Raw genomic sequence first — 15,597 nt, 5'->3', positions numbered from 1 at the left:
ACCTCCGATGCTCTGGAATACCATATGGATAAGTTTGATTTTGATTCTGTGCCTGACTTATATCTGGTTCAAGTATAGAACGTTTCTTCGTGAAAAGAATGCTCGTGTGCCTGAACAGGAATCATTCACGATTGACATGTTGATTGAGAAGGTGAAGAACTCACTTCATGAGCTTAGTCATAGTCAGCTCGCGGATGCGGGTCTCCATGAAGAAGAATATCGTCGAAGAATTAATCAGCGTGCCGAGATGAGAAAAGCACTGAAGGGCTGTGTCTCAGGCAGTATCAGCGACAAAACGTATGTCAAAAATCTGATAGGGGATCTCCTGACCCGAAGCATAGGGCTGAACAAATCAAATGTGGATGAAGTTATTTTGTTTGCAGAACCAGATTTGCTGACGATCCAGGACCGATTCGAAATTGTATTTTATCTGTACCGACAGCAATTCGGTGTGGATGCACTCTCCCGAATGATTGATACCTACGATCTTGGCAGACTGAGAATGGAGGAAGGTACGGACGATGGAGGAAGTTATTATATCTCTGAGGAGGATATTCAGTATGTGTTCGAGTGCGAATATCGAGAGCTTGGATTCAGAGAAAAGACGGATATCATCGTTCAACGTATCTACCAACATTATAAAGGATTCTCGGTTGTTGATGAGATAAGGGACCAACGTATTGACGGTGTTAGTGGTGGTGTCAGCGGTATGCTTGATGCTGTTCATAATATGGGACTTCGAAAACCGGCATCATGGAATGATTTGCTGGATCAAGGACTGGAGGATAATGCACATGAAGAACCACTTAGCGGCATGGAAAGTGTCTGGATTTTCTATAAAGGTAAGTCCATTCATCTATCCTTTCTGTCCTTCGGCAGTATTCGTGAACTGAAAAGGGTATGCCAGAATATATACAAATACAATTACCCCGGACAGTTGTCGGAAGCAAGTGGATACAAGGTGAACGAGATGAAAGACGGCTCCCGTGTCGTTGTTGTTAGACCTCCTTTTGCAGAATCATGGGCGTTCTTCGTGCGGAAGTTCGATATTCCGAATGCTGCACTTGAACAATTGATTACGGGTAACAACGCAGATCTGCCAATTACATTGCTTCAATACCTGATGAAAGGAAGCCGGATCACAGCTGTAACCGGGGCGCAGGGTTCTGGTAAAACAACGTTGCTTATGGCTATGGTCAAACACATCTATGCATCGTACACCCTTCGGGTGCAGGAGATGGCGTTTGAACTTCAATTAAGACGGATCTATAGTCGGCGTAATATTTTGAGTTTCCGAGAGACTGAACACATTTCAGGTCAACAAGGGCTTGATTTGCAGAAAAAAACGGATGGTACCGTCAATATTCTCGGTGAGGTGGCGAGTGATGAGGTGGCCGCATGGATGATTCAAATGTCTCAAGTTGCCAGTCTGTTCACCCTGTTTACCCACCATGCCAAAACGTTTCGTGATCTGGTCTTCTCCCTCCGTAATTCCTTGCTCAAGACAGGTATGTTCCAGCATGAGCATATTGCTGAGGAGCAGGTTGTGAGTGTCATCAATTTCGATGTTCATATGAAGAAAGATGCTGAGGGACGAAGATATATCGAACGAATTACGGAATGTCTTCCTCGTGCGAATCAAGGTGATAGCGTGGAAGAGAGGGCAGGTTTTACATTTCATAATGTTGTGGAGTACAGAGATGGAGCGTATGTTGCAACAGCTCCAATCTCCTCTGGAAGCATGGTGGATATGCGAGAACAGATGACATTAAAGGATGCCGAGAAGTTTGAACAGTTTATGAAGCAACACTGGGGTGATCAGCATGACAATTAAATGGATTTTGCTCCTCGTATTAAGTATTTGTGCAGGGGGTTTGCTGATTACACTTCTGGTTTTAAGTATGTTACGTCACAGAGGAGGTGGTTCAACAAGTCAATCCGGCGTGATTTTTGTTCCTAGCGGGAAGGGATTCAAAGGACTGGGATCAATCTTGTTGCAGTCCTACCGTCTTGGAATGAAAGTGCCATTGCTATCAGCTTATATTCTACAGGTGCAGAAACGTATTTCATTCCGCCATGTTGGGGATGAGCCCTCACTTCGCAGGCTGACGATGACAGTGGTTCTAATTATTCTTGGAGGTTATGGCGGCATAAGTGTCATTCTGTTTCTTCTGCAGCCGGGTATCGCTTTTGTAATACTGTCCGTGCTCTGTGCTGTGGTACTAAACAGCCTGGTATTGGATATGTGCCTTAGTCGTATGGAGAAAAGGTTGCTGGTGCAGATGTTAGATCTCTTTGCAGATGTAAGGCATCGGTATCATCAGCATGGCATGGTTGAGGAAGCGCTCTATGAAGCTGCTGAGGCGGGTACAGGAGAAGCCGCGGAACAGGTAAGACTGATCTACGAAGCTCTGACTTCTCCAGATCCGAATGAAGCACTTGAGCGTTATTATGAAGTGGCTCCCAACCGTTTTCTCAAAGGATTCGCCGGCGTTTCCTATATGGTCATGGAGTTCGGGGATAAGGACAGGGCACAAGGCTCTATTTATCTTAATGGACTTGGTAACCTGACTCAGGAGATCCATCTGGAGATTTTACGGCGTGATAAATTGGATTACCTGCTCAAAGGACTTAATATCATCGCGCTAGCTCCGGTATTGTTCACCGCTCCAATAGAACGCTGGGCCAGAGTCAGTTTTCCAACGATGGATGAATTTTATCGCAGCAAAATCGGTTTTGTAACTAAAATATCGATCTATGTCATCATCATCCTTGCTTATTTGCTTCTGCAAAGACTCCAGCAATACGATGAGACCCGTTATCGGTCAGGGCATAAGCATTCATGGTTGGATCAGTTTCTGTACAAGCAAATCTTCATACGGAAATTGGCGATGTTGTTTGCAGCGAAACCTGGCAGTGCACAGTACAGTCAAACGATACGGCTCATGAGGGAGAGCAGTTCAGAGTTGAAATACGAATGGCTTGCCATTCGACGAGTGTTGTTATTCGCAGGTTGTTTGGTCCTTACAATGGGTTGCATCTTGCTGTTGCACCAGGTTGAACGTAACCACATCTTGTATGATCCAATCCGCGATGATCGAATGTTTGGTGCAATGGCTGAAACGGATCTCAGGAAAGCTGAGGAAAAAACAGCGTTGGATCAATCCGTGCTGGAAAGTGTAGAAATGAACCGAGGAGCTACATACGAAGAAGTCTCCAAAGCGTTACAGCAGTTATCTCCAGTTCAGTTAGACCATGATACCCAGAATGAGACCATCACGCGCATTATGCAGAAACTTGAGGTGTATAACAAGCAATATGTACGCTGGTGGGAAATGATTATAGCCATTCTCATGGGTGCAGCGGGGTACTACATGCCCGTATGGCTCATGTTATTTCAGCGGAAAATGCGAAGGTTGGATATGCGACATGAAATCTATCAATTCCAGACAGTGATTTCCATTTTGCGTGAGATGGACCGTATGTCAGTTGAAGAGATATTGGAATGGCTTAATCGATTTGCCGTCATTTTCAAGCGCCCGCTGCAAAAATGTTTGTTGCATTTTGAACATGGACCAGAGCTTGCACTTGAACAATTAAAGGAAGAGGCGGGCTTGCCCGAGTTCCAGCGACTGGTTGATAAATTGCAGCTTGCCCTTGGAAAAATCTCAATACGTGAAGCCTTCGATGATCTTGAGAGCATGATGGCATTCTATTTTGAACAACGCAAGCAGGAATACAGCAAAATGATAGATGTCAAAGCATCATGGGGCAGAACCATCGGATTTACACCTATGTACGCCCTTATCTTTTTGTATCTGGTTATTCCATTGGTCGGTATGAGTTTCTTACAGATGAGTATTTATTATGAGCAAATTCAGAAACTGTAGCACAATTCATCTGTGTGACAGTCTGAAATAGTCTAATAACTTATAACTTGGGAGGATTTATCATGAACAATGCATCAAGCGCTTTAAAGGTGGCAGCAGGGATATTCTTAACAATCGCTTTGATCACAATTGTAGTTCTGTTGTTTATTTCGGCTCAGGAGGCAACCAAGACGGCCCAGAACAATTTTGCTGATATCCAAACCGAGTTGTCTCAGGCCGCATTTACGGTGTATGACGGAACAACCATCAGTGGATCTCAGGTAACCAACGCACTACGTAAATATGCGGACAAGGAACAGTTTGGTATTAAAGTGATTACGGGTAAAAATGTAGCTGGTCAATGGTACGGTAATCAGTTGAATATTTCTCAGGATCTCAATAATGCGGATTATGGCTCTGTTATTGGACCTGAAGATAAGGTGGGTATTATTAACCAAACCATGAGTGAAAAAGACAATCAGTATGTCAATCCAAGTGGTAAATTCAAAGCGATTATCGTGAAAGACCGATCGAACGTGGTAAGAGGGCTGATCTTCCAGCAATCCTGACAGGAGTTGGTTTAACATGTCCCGGAATACACAGCATCTCATGTTGTTTTGTACGGCGGTTGTCCTGTTTGTGACAGCCTGCCTGTACGGGCAACAGAATGTTAAGATTTTATCAACTTCATTGAATAACAGAGTACAGACAACAGCAGGTATGGAAGGTCGGCTGACAACAACATTGCATACCACCAAACCGGATCAGTATAAGGGCGCAGAAGTATTGCATACCGTGAGACAGATGACAGGCACAGGCATTCCTGTGGAGGTAGACGGAACTTCGTATGTGATTGATCCACTTGTCAGCAAAACAGCGACGATTCCTGTCCAGCTCGATGCCACCTACAGACCAGAGTTTATACGAAATGAAACTGGAGAACTGCTCAAGATTGTTTTTTGGAAGGAGGCGAGTGTGAATTGATTAATGCCGCATCCAAGCTGCTTGCCGTATTGCTCGCAGTCCTTTTGCTCTATGTGTACCCAGCTGCTGAAACAGCCGATCGGCAGGATGATATAGCACGTATGACGGCTGTTCAGAATGTAACACGTTTTGTTGATGCTGTCCGAACAAAAGGGTATATTTCACCTCGAATGTTGGCTGAGTTTGAGGAGAAACTGGCCCAGACGGGCAATGTGTATGAGGTGTCGATGGAACATTTACATAAGAAATATGTACCTCACTATATAGACCCGATGGACAATAACAGTTTTAACGGGACCTATGAGGTTGTGCAGGATGGATATTATTCGGCTCAGATTCGAGAAAGACTATTCCCATCCTCAGGTGTGATACCGGTTGATGATCCTGGCCGAAGATATACGTTGACGACAGGGGATTTTTTCACCGTGACACTCCAAAATACAAATCGTACACCTTCCATGCTCATTCGTGAATGGTTGAGTGGTACGGCTCAGGCTTCAGCAGTATTTGTAACATACGGAGGTATGGTCCTCAATGAAGATTACTGAGCTATCCATTGTATTTGTGCTGATCTTTTTCCCGCTCTTCTGGATCATCTCACTCCATACCCAAGATGCCGAGGAGGCTCAATATCTTGGCCAACGATACAGATCTGTACTTCAAACTGCAGTCATGGATGCAGGTGCAGTGATGCATCAGAATGAGAAACAAAATGATGAAGCAGGTTATGATTCAACCAAGTTTGTTAAAGCGGACAAAGAGCTTGCCTTGTTAACATTTACGCAGACGATGGCTTTGAATATGGGGATTCAGGATGATCCCGCAGCTATTCGAAACATGTTTAATTACATTCCTGCCTTAGTTATTCTGGATTATGACGGCTATTATATGTTGTCCACAGAAACAGAGTTGACAGGTAACCGTGAAGATTCTTTAAGGCAAGTGTGGAGCCCCAAGAAACCTTATACATATTCAGATTCAAATGGTAGCAGTATTAACTTTACACTGGACGACTACGTATATGCCTATGACGCAAGTGCAGGGAAATGGATTGAGGGATTTCAAAAAGAACTGGCTTCAAGCACACAGATTCCTTTACTTCAGAATACCAGCGTATTTGAACAAGTTAGACAAAGCCGGATTGTGACTACTGTGCAGGATGATCTGGCTGATGTGATTAACCGCCATAATGAGTTTGCCAGAAAGAACGGTATTTCCTATACGTTTACGATGCCCCTGATTGCGCAGGAAGATTGGTACAACTCCATTAACGATACAGGGATTATGGCCTTTATCCAAGGTATAGGTGTGGGTGACCAGAAGATCAACAACTACGCAATCGGTGGAGGCAGACTCGTGAAGAAAACGGCCATCGTAGGTGGGGTAGATCCTTTAACGGGTATCAAGTACTATTATCCCTCCACTTGTGGTAATGGTTACCGTGCTGAAGAGGTGTTTACAGACGCAAGACAAGCAGCTGCACAAGGCTATTTCGAATATAAATGCTCTAATCGTTAGGGTAGCCTGTATGACAAAATTATGTAAGAGGTTCCTGAACTGTTTACATTACTTTCAGAAAAGACGGGACCTGTGCTAGAATAGGGTTTCGGAACAATAATAAAAGTAATGTCTAATAGATAGGAGCAACCTCATCTTATGAGTTTATTGTCAGTAGAGAACGTAAGTCACAATTTTGGAGATCGCACGTTATTTAAAAATGTATCGTTTCGTTTACTTGCCGGAGAGCGTGTAGGACTTGTTGGTGCCAATGGTGTGGGTAAATCCACATTAATGAACATCCTTACCGGTAAATTGCTTAAAGATAGTGGAAAAGTGGAATGGACACCTAAGGTCCGTTATGGATATCTGGATCAGCACACGAAGCTTACCCCAGGCAAAACCATTCGTGACGTTCTTAAAGATGCATTCCTTCCGTTGCTTGAATTAGAAAAAGAAATGATGAATATAACGGACCAGATGGCAGATGCAGATCCAGATAAGCTGGAGCAGTTGCTGGAAGAGATGGGCGATATTCAGGAACAACTGGAACAGGGCGATTTTTATCTGATTGACGTAAAAGTGGAAGAGATGGCCAATGGTCTTGGTTTGTCCGCAATTGGTCTTGATCGGGATGTCGCAGCTCTAAGTGGTGGGCAACGTACCAAGGTGCTTCTTGCCAAGCTTCTGCTTGAGAAACCTACAGCCCTTTTGCTGGATGAGCCGACCAACTATCTGGATGTAGAGCACATTGAATGGTTGTCACGTTACCTGAAGGACTACCCTCATGCGTTCCTCTTAATCTCCCATGACACGGAATTCATGAATGAAGTAGTAAATGTCATTTATCATTTGGAATTTGCCAAATTAACGAGATATGCAGCGAACTATAACAAGTTCCTTGAGATGGCTGATATGAATAAAGCCCAGCATATTGATGCGTACGAGAAGCAGCAAGAGTACATCAAGAAGCAGGAAGATTTCATTCAGCGTAACAAGGCACGTGCTTCAACTTCAGGTCGAGCGAAGAGCCGGGAGAAACAGCTGGACAGAATTGAACGTATTGATCGTCCAGATGAAGCGGCCAAACCAACGTTCAAATTCAAGGATGCCCGTGCGAGTAGCAAAACGGTCTTTGAGGGCATTGATTTTGAAATTGGATATACGTATCCTTTGCTGCCTAAGATGACAATGACAATTGAACGTGGTGAGAAAATTGCCATCGTAGGTTGTAATGGTGTGGGTAAATCGACGCTGCTGAAAACCATCTTGGGCAAAATATCTCCACTCAGTGGAAAGACCTTTTTGGGAGATTATCTCGAAACGGCCTATTTTGAGCAGGAAGTTCGTGCTGGAAATATCACGCCGATTGAGGATGTCTGGAATGAGTTTTCACATTTGACCCAGAATGAGGTCCGGGGTCATCTCGCTCGCTGCGGGTTGAAAAATGAGCACATTACCCGTCCGCTTAACATGCTGAGTGGTGGAGAGCAAGCCAAGGTTCGTCTATGCAAACTCTTGATGCGTGAAAGCAACTGGATTCTATTCGATGAGCCGACGAACCATTTGGATGTCACAGCTAAAGCTGAGTTACAGCGTGCCTTGCAAGAATTCAAGGGAACGGTGTTGCTGGTATCTCATGAACCTGATTTCTACGAGGGTTGGGTTACCAAAACATGGAATGTTGAAGAATGGTCTGAGAAAAACTAGACAATTCAAGCAACGCTTAATAGAAATGAACGGTGACAAAAAAATCCGTCTATGGTAATATAGGCTACAACTTCATATGAACACTAGGGGGGCCGCACGATGTGGCTGAGATGGAAGAATGCGATTCCGGACCCTTTGCACCTGATCTGGATCATACCAGCGTAGGGAAGTGGCGAGCGCGTTTAAGTGAATGACGTGAGCAAACGGCAATTCGGAAGGATTTCAACCGTCTGCTTAACGAATTGAAACATGCAGTTGCGTGTATAACGTTATGGCTATAAGGTCTATAGCTTTATTGCACGAAATGAACTGTATGTATCAGTCAGTCATCTGGTCCTATAATTAATACGCAGCCACTCCCCTACGGGAGTGGCTTTTTTGTGTTTTCATAGCATTCACACATGGAAGGGGATGAACAGTACGGTAAGTTCTCATGAACATGTTCACGAATCATTTGAATTGCATGTTGTATCTACGGGTGTAGGGAATCAAGCATCTTTTGTAAAAGCTGCAAAGGACGTTTGGCCATGGGTGGACTACATCCATATACGAGAGAAACAACTCTCGTGGCAAGACAAGATCGGTTGGGCTGAAAGTCTGCGTAGCGTTGGCGTTCCATCTTGTCGCATCGTTATCAATGGTTCAGAACTGCCACCACAGAATGACATCTATGGCGGTGTACATTGGGGGCAAGATGCGATACGTAACTATAACCCTGCTGTAATAAGCAATGTGCAGCGACTTCGTTTGGGCGTATCTGTTCATTCAATCGATGAGGCAAAAATCGCTGAAGAACGGGGAGCCGATTACCTTTTCTTCGGGAATGTCTACTCAACCAACAGTAAGCCTGATCTTGAACCAAGAGGATTATATGCTCTGGCTGAAGTGTGCTCTGGTGTCTCCATTCCTGTCATGGCGATTGGAGGCATCGAACCGGGAAACATTCACGCTATTCGCTCTGCAGGCGCACAGGGAGTCGCTGTGATCTCGAATGTATGGGCGAGCGATTCCCCGGATCGGGCGGCTGAATCATTAAGGCAGGCTATCGTTGCTACAGAAAGTTTGAGCCGCTGAATCAAGGAGATGAGAGGATGAAAAAGATCATTACTGATAGACCGGATAAGATTTATGCAGAAACGATTATTGTAGGCGGAGGCGTTGTTGGATGTGCCATTGCGTATGAGCTTGCTTCCTGTGGACAGGATGTGCTGTTACTGGAGCGTTCGGCGATTGCAGGAGGGACTTCTTGCGCAGCGGCTGGGATGCTGGCAGCAGACAGTGAGGATTTTGCTCATCCTTTGATGGCTAAGCTTGCCAGACAGAGCAGGCAGTTACTTATCGAGCAACAGGTGCTAATGGCTACACTCAGTGAGGTAGAGACTGGACTGCAACGCCAGGGATTCCTAACTCCTTTTCGTTCATACAGTGAATTAAGTAGTTATAAGGACAATCGGAAGTCTGCGTTGTCTGCTTCTGCTGATGAGGTGTGGTGGGACCGTTCCGTTGTACAACATGAGGCATCATGGCTTAACAGAGATACGTATGGAGCCTACTACAGACCTTACGAGAGTGAGATTCTTCCAGTCCATCTAACGAAGGCATATGCTGAATCCGCTCAAGCATTGGGAGCACGGGTTATGGAGGACATACAGGATATACGTGTGCAAGCAAACGAACACGGCGTGCAGGGAATCACCACATCGATCGGTGAGATGAAATGCAAACATGTCATTATAGCGGCTGGATTACAGAGTGAAGAGTTGATGAGACATGTGAATCTGAGCTTGCCTGTGTGGTCGGTAAAAGGTGAAATAGCCGCCGTTCAGTTCTCAGATGAACATGCTGGGTACAGACCTGACAGAACGGTGTATGCAGAGGATATCTATATTGTTCCCAAAGCCAATGGCGAAGTTTGGCTTGGGGCAACCAGTCTGCCAGGTAGAACGGATTTGAACGTTTCTGTACAGGGTGTTCAGAAGCTGCTAACAGCGGCTACCCACTGGGTGCCTGGGATGAAGGAAGCACAATTTATACGAGCGTGGGCAGGCGTAAGACCGGCAACTCCCGATGGACTGCCTTATATAGGTGCTTGCGAAAGTGTTCCAGGGCTGTTTGCCGCCTTTGGACATTACCGTAACGGTATTTTGCTCAGTGCGATAACAGGCAGACTAATCGCTGAATTGCTCGCGGGTAAAAGCTCAGAAGAGCTCGGAATTGAGGCGCTGAGCCCTGAGCGATTGAACAGAAAGGGAGTGGTGCAGTGAATATCATCGTTAATGGTCAACGGATGGAGATTGAAGACAGATTGAATCGTGTGGATAAACTGCTTCAATCTTTTGATCTGCAAGTCAAGACTGTAGTTGTAGAGCTGAATAAGCATATTTTAACCCGCGAGTACCATGAAACGACGGCATTAAGAGAAGGCGATCGAATTGAGATTGTACATTTTGTAGGAGGCGGTTGATGATGTTGAACATTGGTAAATATACGTTTGAGTCCAGATTGTTGCTCGGAACAGGCAAGTTTTCCGATCTGGAAGTGCAAAGTCAGGCTGTGGAAGCATCTGAAACGGAAGTTTTAACCTTTGCTGTTCGTCGTCTGAATCTGGAGGAACGTAATCAGAAGCATTTCCTGGATACGTTGGATTTGAACAAATACACACTTCTTCCGAATACGGCGGGGGCTTCCACTGCGGAAGAGGCGGTGCGGATTGCCGAGCTTGCGCGGGCTTCAGGACTTTGTGATATGATAAAAGTCGAAGTCATCGGAGATGGAATGACGTTACTCCCAGATCCGATTGAAACGTACAAGGCTTGCGAAATTTTGCTGGAAAAGGGCTTCACGGTATTGCCTTATATTTCGGATGATGTCATTCTGGCCAAAAGGCTACAATTACTTGGCGTACATGCTGTAATGCCTGGCGCTTCTCCCATCGGAGCTGGTAGAGGTATCATCAATCCCTATAACCTTGAGATCATCATTGAGCAGGCCGTTGTACCTGTAATTGTTGATGCAGGATTACGCTCCCCAAAAGATGCTGCTTATGCGATGGAACTTGGGGCCGATGGCGTATTGTTAAATACAGCCGTATCCGGATCAGGGGATCCAGTGAGCATGGCTAAAGCGATGCGATTGGGGGTAGAAGCGGGTAGATTGGCATATGAGGCAGGCATGATTCCCGTAAAGCGTTATGCAGTAGCCAGTAGTCCGGTGGAAGGAATGGTTCATACATGACAGATCAATTAACATCTTCCGAGCAGGCCGATCGTTATTCCAGACAGGAACGGTACGCGCCACTTGGTAAGGAAGGCCAGGCTAGATTAAAGGGCAGCAGAGTTTTAATTGTAGGCGCTGGCGCACTTGGAACAGGAATTGCAGAAACGTTAGTTCGTTCAGGAGTCGGACACTTAACGATTGTGGATCGTGATTATGTGGAGTGGAGTAACCTGCAGCGGCAGCAATTATATGTAGAACAGGACGCGATGGAGCGGATACCGAAGGCAATGGCGGCGGAAAAACGTTTATCTGCCATTAATTCCACGGTTCATGTGGAAGGGAAAGTGTTGGACGTCAGAGTAGATGAGTTGGAAGAACTCGTTCAGCATACAGACTTGATCATGGATGCAACGGATAACTTTGATACCCGACTACTTATTAATGATATGGCACAGAAGCACGGTATTCCCTGGATTTATGGTGGATGCGTAGGTAGTTATGGTATTACCTATACGTTTATGCCCGGAGATACGCCATGTTTAAATTGTTTGCTGGGTGAAGTCCCTCTGGGTGGAGATACTTGTGATACGTCTGGCATCATACCTCAAGCGGTACAGATGGTAACGGCGAATCAGACCGCAGAAGCGATGAAGTTACTTAGTGGCAATGCAAATGCATTGAGACGTAAGTTATTGTCATTTGACCTGTGGAGGAACGAATACATATCCATCAATGTGGATGGTGCGAAAAAGCAAGACTGTCCTTCCTGCGGTACTTCGGCAACGTATCCATATCTTTCTGCGTCCAATCTGGAGAAAACAGATGTGTTGTGTGGCAGGGACACCGTTCAGATCCGACCTGCACGGCGCATGAATCTGGATCTTCAACAAACAGCGGAACGTCTGGATAGACTTCAAGAAGGAAAAGTGGAATCCAATCCGTTTCTGGTTTCTTTTACAACAGGAGTCCATAGAATGGTTATTTTCCAAGATGGACGTGTCCTCGTACACGGAACAAAAGACACAGCTGAAGCACGTACGCTCGTCCATCGCTACTTTGGTTAAAGCAAGAAAGAAGCAAAGTCTGTTCCCTTAAGGGAATGGACTTTTTCATTTTACGGCATGCTATCTGTACCAACCATTGCTGCGAGCAGTGGGGATAGAGACAGGCCGGGTGAAAAAGAGTGAAAACAGCCATTTTGCTGATTGGAGCAGGAGAGCAGGTCAGCCTTATTCAGGATGTTTTATGTAGCGAAGGGTATGAGGTGCAACGAATGGAGTGGTCTGAACTAAACCAATCCTTCGAGCCTTCGTTGTTGCATATTAACCTGATCATCCTGGTAGACCGGGAAGAGGGGACGAAACATTGTGGCAAGGATCAGAAATTAGAATTAAAACGATGGTTAGATAAAGGTCAGGTTATACCTCTACTGGTTATTACTTCAATTGCATCTCCTCAGTTCATCGTGGAATGGCTGGATTATGGAGCTAATGACGTGATGGAGGAACCGATCCACATGACCGTAATGCTTGCCAGAATACGAAACTTATTGCGTGTTTTTGCGAATGCAACACCAGAGGGCGAAGAAGTAATTGTAGTTCATGATCTTAAAGTGAATTTGCGTTCAAGACGGGTAAATCGTGCGGGTGAATACCTGACATTAACACCAAAAGAGTACGAATTGCTGGAATTTCTGGCCCTGCATGTGAATGAAGCATGTACTCGGAGTGATATTTTGCGGGAAGTATGGGGATATGAGTATGCGATGGATACCAACGTTGTGGATGTGTATATCAAACATCTGAGGGTTAAGGTGGATAAGGGAAGAAGTGTGAAACTGATTCATACTGTGCGTGGGATCGGTTATATGTTGCATGATAAAAATTAGATTACTAGGTTAGTTCCATGAATCACCAGTTTAAAGTGTGGCAAAAAGAGGGTAAAAATAAAAGACCGGATAATACCCCCGGTCCTTACTCATTAGCTATGATGTGAATCTAAAGTACACGACGAGCTTTAACATACGTTCTCTTCCAAGTACCAGAGTCCAGATCAGAGAGGGTTACGCCTGGAGATCCGTACGTATGCAGAATCTTACCATTTCCCGCATAAACGCCTACGTGAGTGACATTGGAACCGGTAGAACGGCTACCGCTGGAGAAGAATACCAGATCTCCGACACGGAGATTAGCTTTAGACACAGCTTTACCTTCTTTGGATTGGTTCACGGAAGTGCGCGGCAAATCTACACCATACTTTTTGAAAATATATTTCATAAAAGAAGAGCAATCAAAAACTTTGGTTGTTGAGGTTGAAGCACCAAATTTATATGGAGTTCCAGTAAATTGTTTACCATAGTTAACAATCTGTTGACCTGTGGATACAGAAGCAGTTGCTGCCTGTGCAACAGGTGCGTTAGTCATTAATACAGCTCCAAAACCTAGTGTAGCGCACAACCCGACGGTTACGGCCTTTTGGACAAAGATGTTTGTTTTCATGTTAGTTAGTACCTCCAAAATTCGTTTTCGTTAAGTTGCTAGAGCGAGTATAACAGCTTTGTAACAGCCTAGAAATTGGATAGGGGAGTGTAATCCCTTGCACCACAATGGTTTGGGTATGTTTATTAAAATATGATTAAAAATGTCAAAAAATTAATCATTGACGAATGAAGAATAATGATGAAACAACAAAGACCCTTGAATATCAAGGGTCTTTGTTATATGTGAACCTATTTTCTTCATTGAATCACTGGTTACAAAAACGTAACAAATAACTATAAAGCATTCGAATAGATTCAATCTTTGCTCTGAATAATCAGTAATAAGCCGCTATCAATAGTGACTGTACCGGAGGAGCCTAAGAGTTGGTTGCTAACACCCAAGGATTGTCCCATGCGAATGGTGGCTTGATCTAGCGGATACATAAAACCATCTAGAGTTATTCCTGTAACTTCATGAGTCAAGGGGAGCAGAGAAACATATTTATAGTCACGGTGCTCAACCACGGCTTTAGATGTGGTCAGTGTCATGTAGTTGTGCTTGTCCTGAATGGCACAGGAGATATGATGCTGCATCGCGCGAACCATGATATGTACATTGGCGAGTGTGTGATCCATACGTGTACCTGTAGCACCTAACATTAAGATGTGAGAAGGTTCGTAATCTAGCGCTGTCTCAAAAGCCATTTCTGTATCAGTAAGATCTTTATGAACAGGGTCACATGTAATGAATCGAATGCTATTGTTACTTACAATGATACGTTCCTCTTCATTAATGGAGTCGAAGTCTCCAACTGCAATGTGTGGCTGAATGCCGTGTTCAATTAAAAATAATGCACCGCGATCGGCCGCGATGATCATATCATCTTCCCGTATTTCCTGAAGTAATTCTACAGATAAGTTTCCGCCTGTAAAAATAATAATCCGTTTCGCCGTCATTTTATTTCATCCTTCCTAATTCAAAGAAAAATAGTTCATAGTCCAAATCTAATGTTGGAACCTGTACAAATATATTCACCAAACCAGTATAATCCACAAAATGTGGTTGCACAATTTCAGTGCTCGCGGATACAATGGGTAGAGCGACATGGAGATGACTTGAAAAGTGAGGTTTGAACAGGTTGGACTTACACATTTTTGAAGTATTCAGCATTATAGGCACTATCGCATTTGCAATGTCCGGTGCCTTCGTGGCAATGGAAGAGGAGTATGACATTCTGGGTGTACTAGTGCTTGGACTTGTCACGGCATTCGGAGGCGGGATTATCCGGAATGTACTCATAGGTATACCTGTAACGACACTATGGAGTCAGGGATCACTTATTATGTTAGCCTTAGTATCTGTAGCAATTGCGTTTATATTACCTCTCAAGTGGATTAGTCACTGGAAGCGAACAGAGGCGTTGTTTGATGCAATCGGACTCGCAGCATTTGCAATTCAAGGGGCGCTGTACGCGGCGAACATGGGACATCCCATTAGCGCAGTTATCGTTGCAGCAGTGATGACCGGTATTGGTGGGGGCGTTATTCGTGATGTGCTTGCTGGACGTAAACCGCTTGTATTGCGTGACGAAATCTATGCTGTATGGGCAATGACAGCCGGATTTGTTATAGGTATGGGTTGGTTAACAACGAATGCTGGATTATTATTTTGTTTCGCGGCCGTTGTGTTCTTCCGGATGTGCTCTGTACATTATAAATGGAAACTGCCACGTCGTTCGCTCGTACCATCTGAGACCGGAAACGTCAGTCCTCAGCCGGAGAACATTGTGACACAGCCAACATCGTCGGTACTTCAAGGTACGTTAAGCAAGGGGGATTAAT

Annotated in this window: 16 protein-coding genes and 1 riboswitch; of the genes, 14 read left to right on the top strand and 2 right to left on the bottom strand. The window is 44.7% G+C overall.

Going from position 1 to position 15,597, the window contains the following annotated elements:
- Positions 1-7 precede the first annotated feature (7 nt).
- From MHI48_RS17915 to MHI48_RS17855, 13 genes are all read left to right on the top strand, one after another.
- Positions 8-1,834, top strand: a complete 1,827-nt coding sequence (locus MHI48_RS17915) for an ATPase, T2SS/T4P/T4SS family (protein WP_076317615.1) — start codon at positions 8-10, stop codon at positions 1,832-1,834.
- A complete protein-coding gene (locus tag MHI48_RS17910; RefSeq protein WP_076317616.1) occupies positions 1,824-3,890 on the top strand; it encodes a hypothetical protein in 2,067 nt (688 codons plus the stop codon). Before MHI48_RS17915 ends, MHI48_RS17910 begins: the two co-directional genes overlap by 11 nt.
- 62 nt (positions 3,891-3,952) lie before the next feature.
- Positions 3,953-4,438 carry a hypothetical protein gene (locus MHI48_RS17905; protein ID WP_017688056.1) on the top strand — a complete coding sequence of 162 codons (486 nt, stop codon included), beginning with the start codon at positions 3,953-3,955 and terminating at the stop codon, positions 4,436-4,438.
- Positions 4,439-4,454: 16 nt separating this feature from the next.
- Positions 4,455-4,853 (top strand): hypothetical protein, encoded by a 399-nt coding sequence (locus MHI48_RS17900; protein WP_036613627.1) that lies wholly within the window; start codon positions 4,455-4,457, stop codon positions 4,851-4,853.
- The gene (locus MHI48_RS17895) at positions 4,850-5,401 is read left to right on the top strand and encodes a hypothetical protein (protein WP_036613628.1); all 552 of its coding nucleotides are present in this window, start codon (positions 4,850-4,852) and stop codon (positions 5,399-5,401) included. The genes MHI48_RS17900 and MHI48_RS17895 overlap by 4 nt, the downstream gene beginning before the upstream one ends.
- Positions 5,388-6,371, top strand: coding sequence for a hypothetical protein (locus MHI48_RS17890; RefSeq protein ID WP_076328525.1), 984 nt, complete (start codon positions 5,388-5,390; stop codon positions 6,369-6,371). Before MHI48_RS17895 ends, MHI48_RS17890 begins: the two co-directional genes overlap by 14 nt.
- Before the next feature lie 138 nt (positions 6,372-6,509).
- Positions 6,510-8,060 carry an ABC-F family ATP-binding cassette domain-containing protein gene (locus MHI48_RS17885; protein WP_036613631.1) on the top strand — a complete coding sequence of 517 codons (1,551 nt, stop codon included), beginning with the start codon at positions 6,510-6,512 and terminating at the stop codon, positions 8,058-8,060.
- A 75-nt stretch (positions 8,061-8,135) separates the two neighbouring features.
- Positions 8,136-8,245: riboswitch (TPP riboswitch) on the top strand.
- Positions 8,246-8,471: 226 nt separating this feature from the next.
- The gene (locus MHI48_RS17880) at positions 8,472-9,134 is read left to right on the top strand and encodes a thiamine phosphate synthase (protein ID WP_076328655.1); all 663 of its coding nucleotides are present in this window, start codon (positions 8,472-8,474) and stop codon (positions 9,132-9,134) included.
- A 17-nt stretch (positions 9,135-9,151) separates the two neighbouring features.
- Positions 9,152-10,324 carry a glycine oxidase ThiO gene (thiO, locus tag MHI48_RS17875; protein WP_076328526.1) on the top strand — a complete coding sequence of 391 codons (1,173 nt, stop codon included), beginning with the start codon at positions 9,152-9,154 and terminating at the stop codon, positions 10,322-10,324.
- On the top strand, positions 10,321-10,524 hold the full coding sequence (thiS, locus tag MHI48_RS17870) for a sulfur carrier protein ThiS (RefSeq protein WP_036613636.1): 204 nt from the start codon (positions 10,321-10,323) through the stop codon (positions 10,522-10,524). Before thiO ends, thiS begins: the two co-directional genes overlap by 4 nt.
- A 2-nt stretch (positions 10,525-10,526) precedes the next feature.
- Positions 10,527-11,294, top strand: coding sequence for a thiazole synthase (locus MHI48_RS17865; protein WP_076328656.1), 768 nt, complete (start codon positions 10,527-10,529; stop codon positions 11,292-11,294).
- Positions 11,291-12,340: a ThiF family adenylyltransferase gene (locus MHI48_RS17860; protein ID WP_076328527.1), complete on the top strand. Its 1,050-nt coding sequence runs from the start codon at positions 11,291-11,293 to the stop codon at positions 12,338-12,340. Before MHI48_RS17865 ends, MHI48_RS17860 begins: the two co-directional genes overlap by 4 nt.
- Positions 12,341-12,459: 119 nt before the next feature.
- The gene (locus MHI48_RS17855) at positions 12,460-13,164 is read left to right on the top strand and encodes a response regulator transcription factor (protein WP_076328528.1); all 705 of its coding nucleotides are present in this window, start codon (positions 12,460-12,462) and stop codon (positions 13,162-13,164) included.
- 109 nt (positions 13,165-13,273) lie between these two features.
- Here MHI48_RS17855 and MHI48_RS17850 read toward each other — a convergent pair whose 3' ends face one another.
- Both MHI48_RS17850 and MHI48_RS17845 read right to left on the bottom strand, forming a co-directional pair.
- The gene (locus tag MHI48_RS17850) at positions 13,274-13,774 is read right to left on the bottom strand and encodes a C40 family peptidase (RefSeq protein WP_076250238.1); all 501 of its coding nucleotides are present in this window, start codon (positions 13,772-13,774) and stop codon (positions 13,274-13,276) included.
- A gap of 296 nt (positions 13,775-14,070) precedes the next feature.
- Positions 14,071-14,712 carry a thiamine diphosphokinase gene (locus MHI48_RS17845; protein ID WP_076328529.1) on the bottom strand — a complete coding sequence of 214 codons (642 nt, stop codon included), beginning with the start codon at positions 14,710-14,712 and terminating at the stop codon, positions 14,071-14,073.
- A gap of 182 nt (positions 14,713-14,894) precedes the next feature.
- Here MHI48_RS17845 and MHI48_RS17840 point away from each other — a divergent pair, with 182 nt between their 5' ends.
- Positions 14,895-15,596, top strand: a complete 702-nt coding sequence (locus tag MHI48_RS17840; protein WP_036613646.1) for a trimeric intracellular cation channel family protein — start codon at positions 14,895-14,897, stop codon at positions 15,594-15,596.
- Position 15,597 lies beyond the last annotated feature (1 nt).

It is taken from the genome of Paenibacillus sp. FSL H7-0942, assembly GCF_045040715.1.
In the GTDB taxonomy this organism is placed as follows: Bacteria; Bacillota; Bacilli; order Paenibacillales; family Paenibacillaceae; genus Paenibacillus; species Paenibacillus amylolyticus.
This window is presented reverse-complemented; position numbering and strand designations above follow the sequence as displayed.

What these genes read in the sequence shown, in the direction of transcription:
- MHI48_RS17905 (WP_017688056.1), top strand. Translation starts at nt 3,953, where the DNA reads ATGAACAATGCATCAAGCGCTTTAAAGGTGGCAGCAGGGATATTCTTA.
- MHI48_RS17915 (WP_076317615.1), top strand. Translation starts at nt 8, where the DNA reads ATGCTCTGGAATACCATATGGATAAGTTTGATTTTGATTCTGTGCCTG.
- MHI48_RS17865 (WP_076328656.1), top strand. Translation starts at nt 10,527, where the DNA reads ATGTTGAACATTGGTAAATATACGTTTGAGTCCAGATTGTTGCTCGGA.
- MHI48_RS17910 (WP_076317616.1), top strand. Translation starts at nt 1,824, where the DNA reads ATGACAATTAAATGGATTTTGCTCCTCGTATTAAGTATTTGTGCAGGG.
- MHI48_RS17845 (WP_076328529.1), bottom strand. Translation starts at nt 14,712, where the DNA reads ATGACGGCGAAACGGATTATTATTTTTACAGGCGGAAACTTATCTGTA.
- thiO (WP_076328526.1), top strand. Translation starts at nt 9,152, where the DNA reads ATGAAAAAGATCATTACTGATAGACCGGATAAGATTTATGCAGAAACG.
- MHI48_RS17900 (WP_036613627.1), top strand. Translation starts at nt 4,455, where the DNA reads ATGTCCCGGAATACACAGCATCTCATGTTGTTTTGTACGGCGGTTGTC.
- MHI48_RS17890 (WP_076328525.1), top strand. Translation starts at nt 5,388, where the DNA reads ATGAAGATTACTGAGCTATCCATTGTATTTGTGCTGATCTTTTTCCCG.
- MHI48_RS17885 (WP_036613631.1), top strand. Translation starts at nt 6,510, where the DNA reads ATGAGTTTATTGTCAGTAGAGAACGTAAGTCACAATTTTGGAGATCGC.
- MHI48_RS17850 (WP_076250238.1), bottom strand. Translation starts at nt 13,774, where the DNA reads ATGAAAACAAACATCTTTGTCCAAAAGGCCGTAACCGTCGGGTTGTGC.
- MHI48_RS17880 (WP_076328655.1), top strand. Translation starts at nt 8,472, where the DNA reads ATGAACAGTACGGTAAGTTCTCATGAACATGTTCACGAATCATTTGAA.
- MHI48_RS17860 (WP_076328527.1), top strand. Translation starts at nt 11,291, where the DNA reads ATGACAGATCAATTAACATCTTCCGAGCAGGCCGATCGTTATTCCAGA.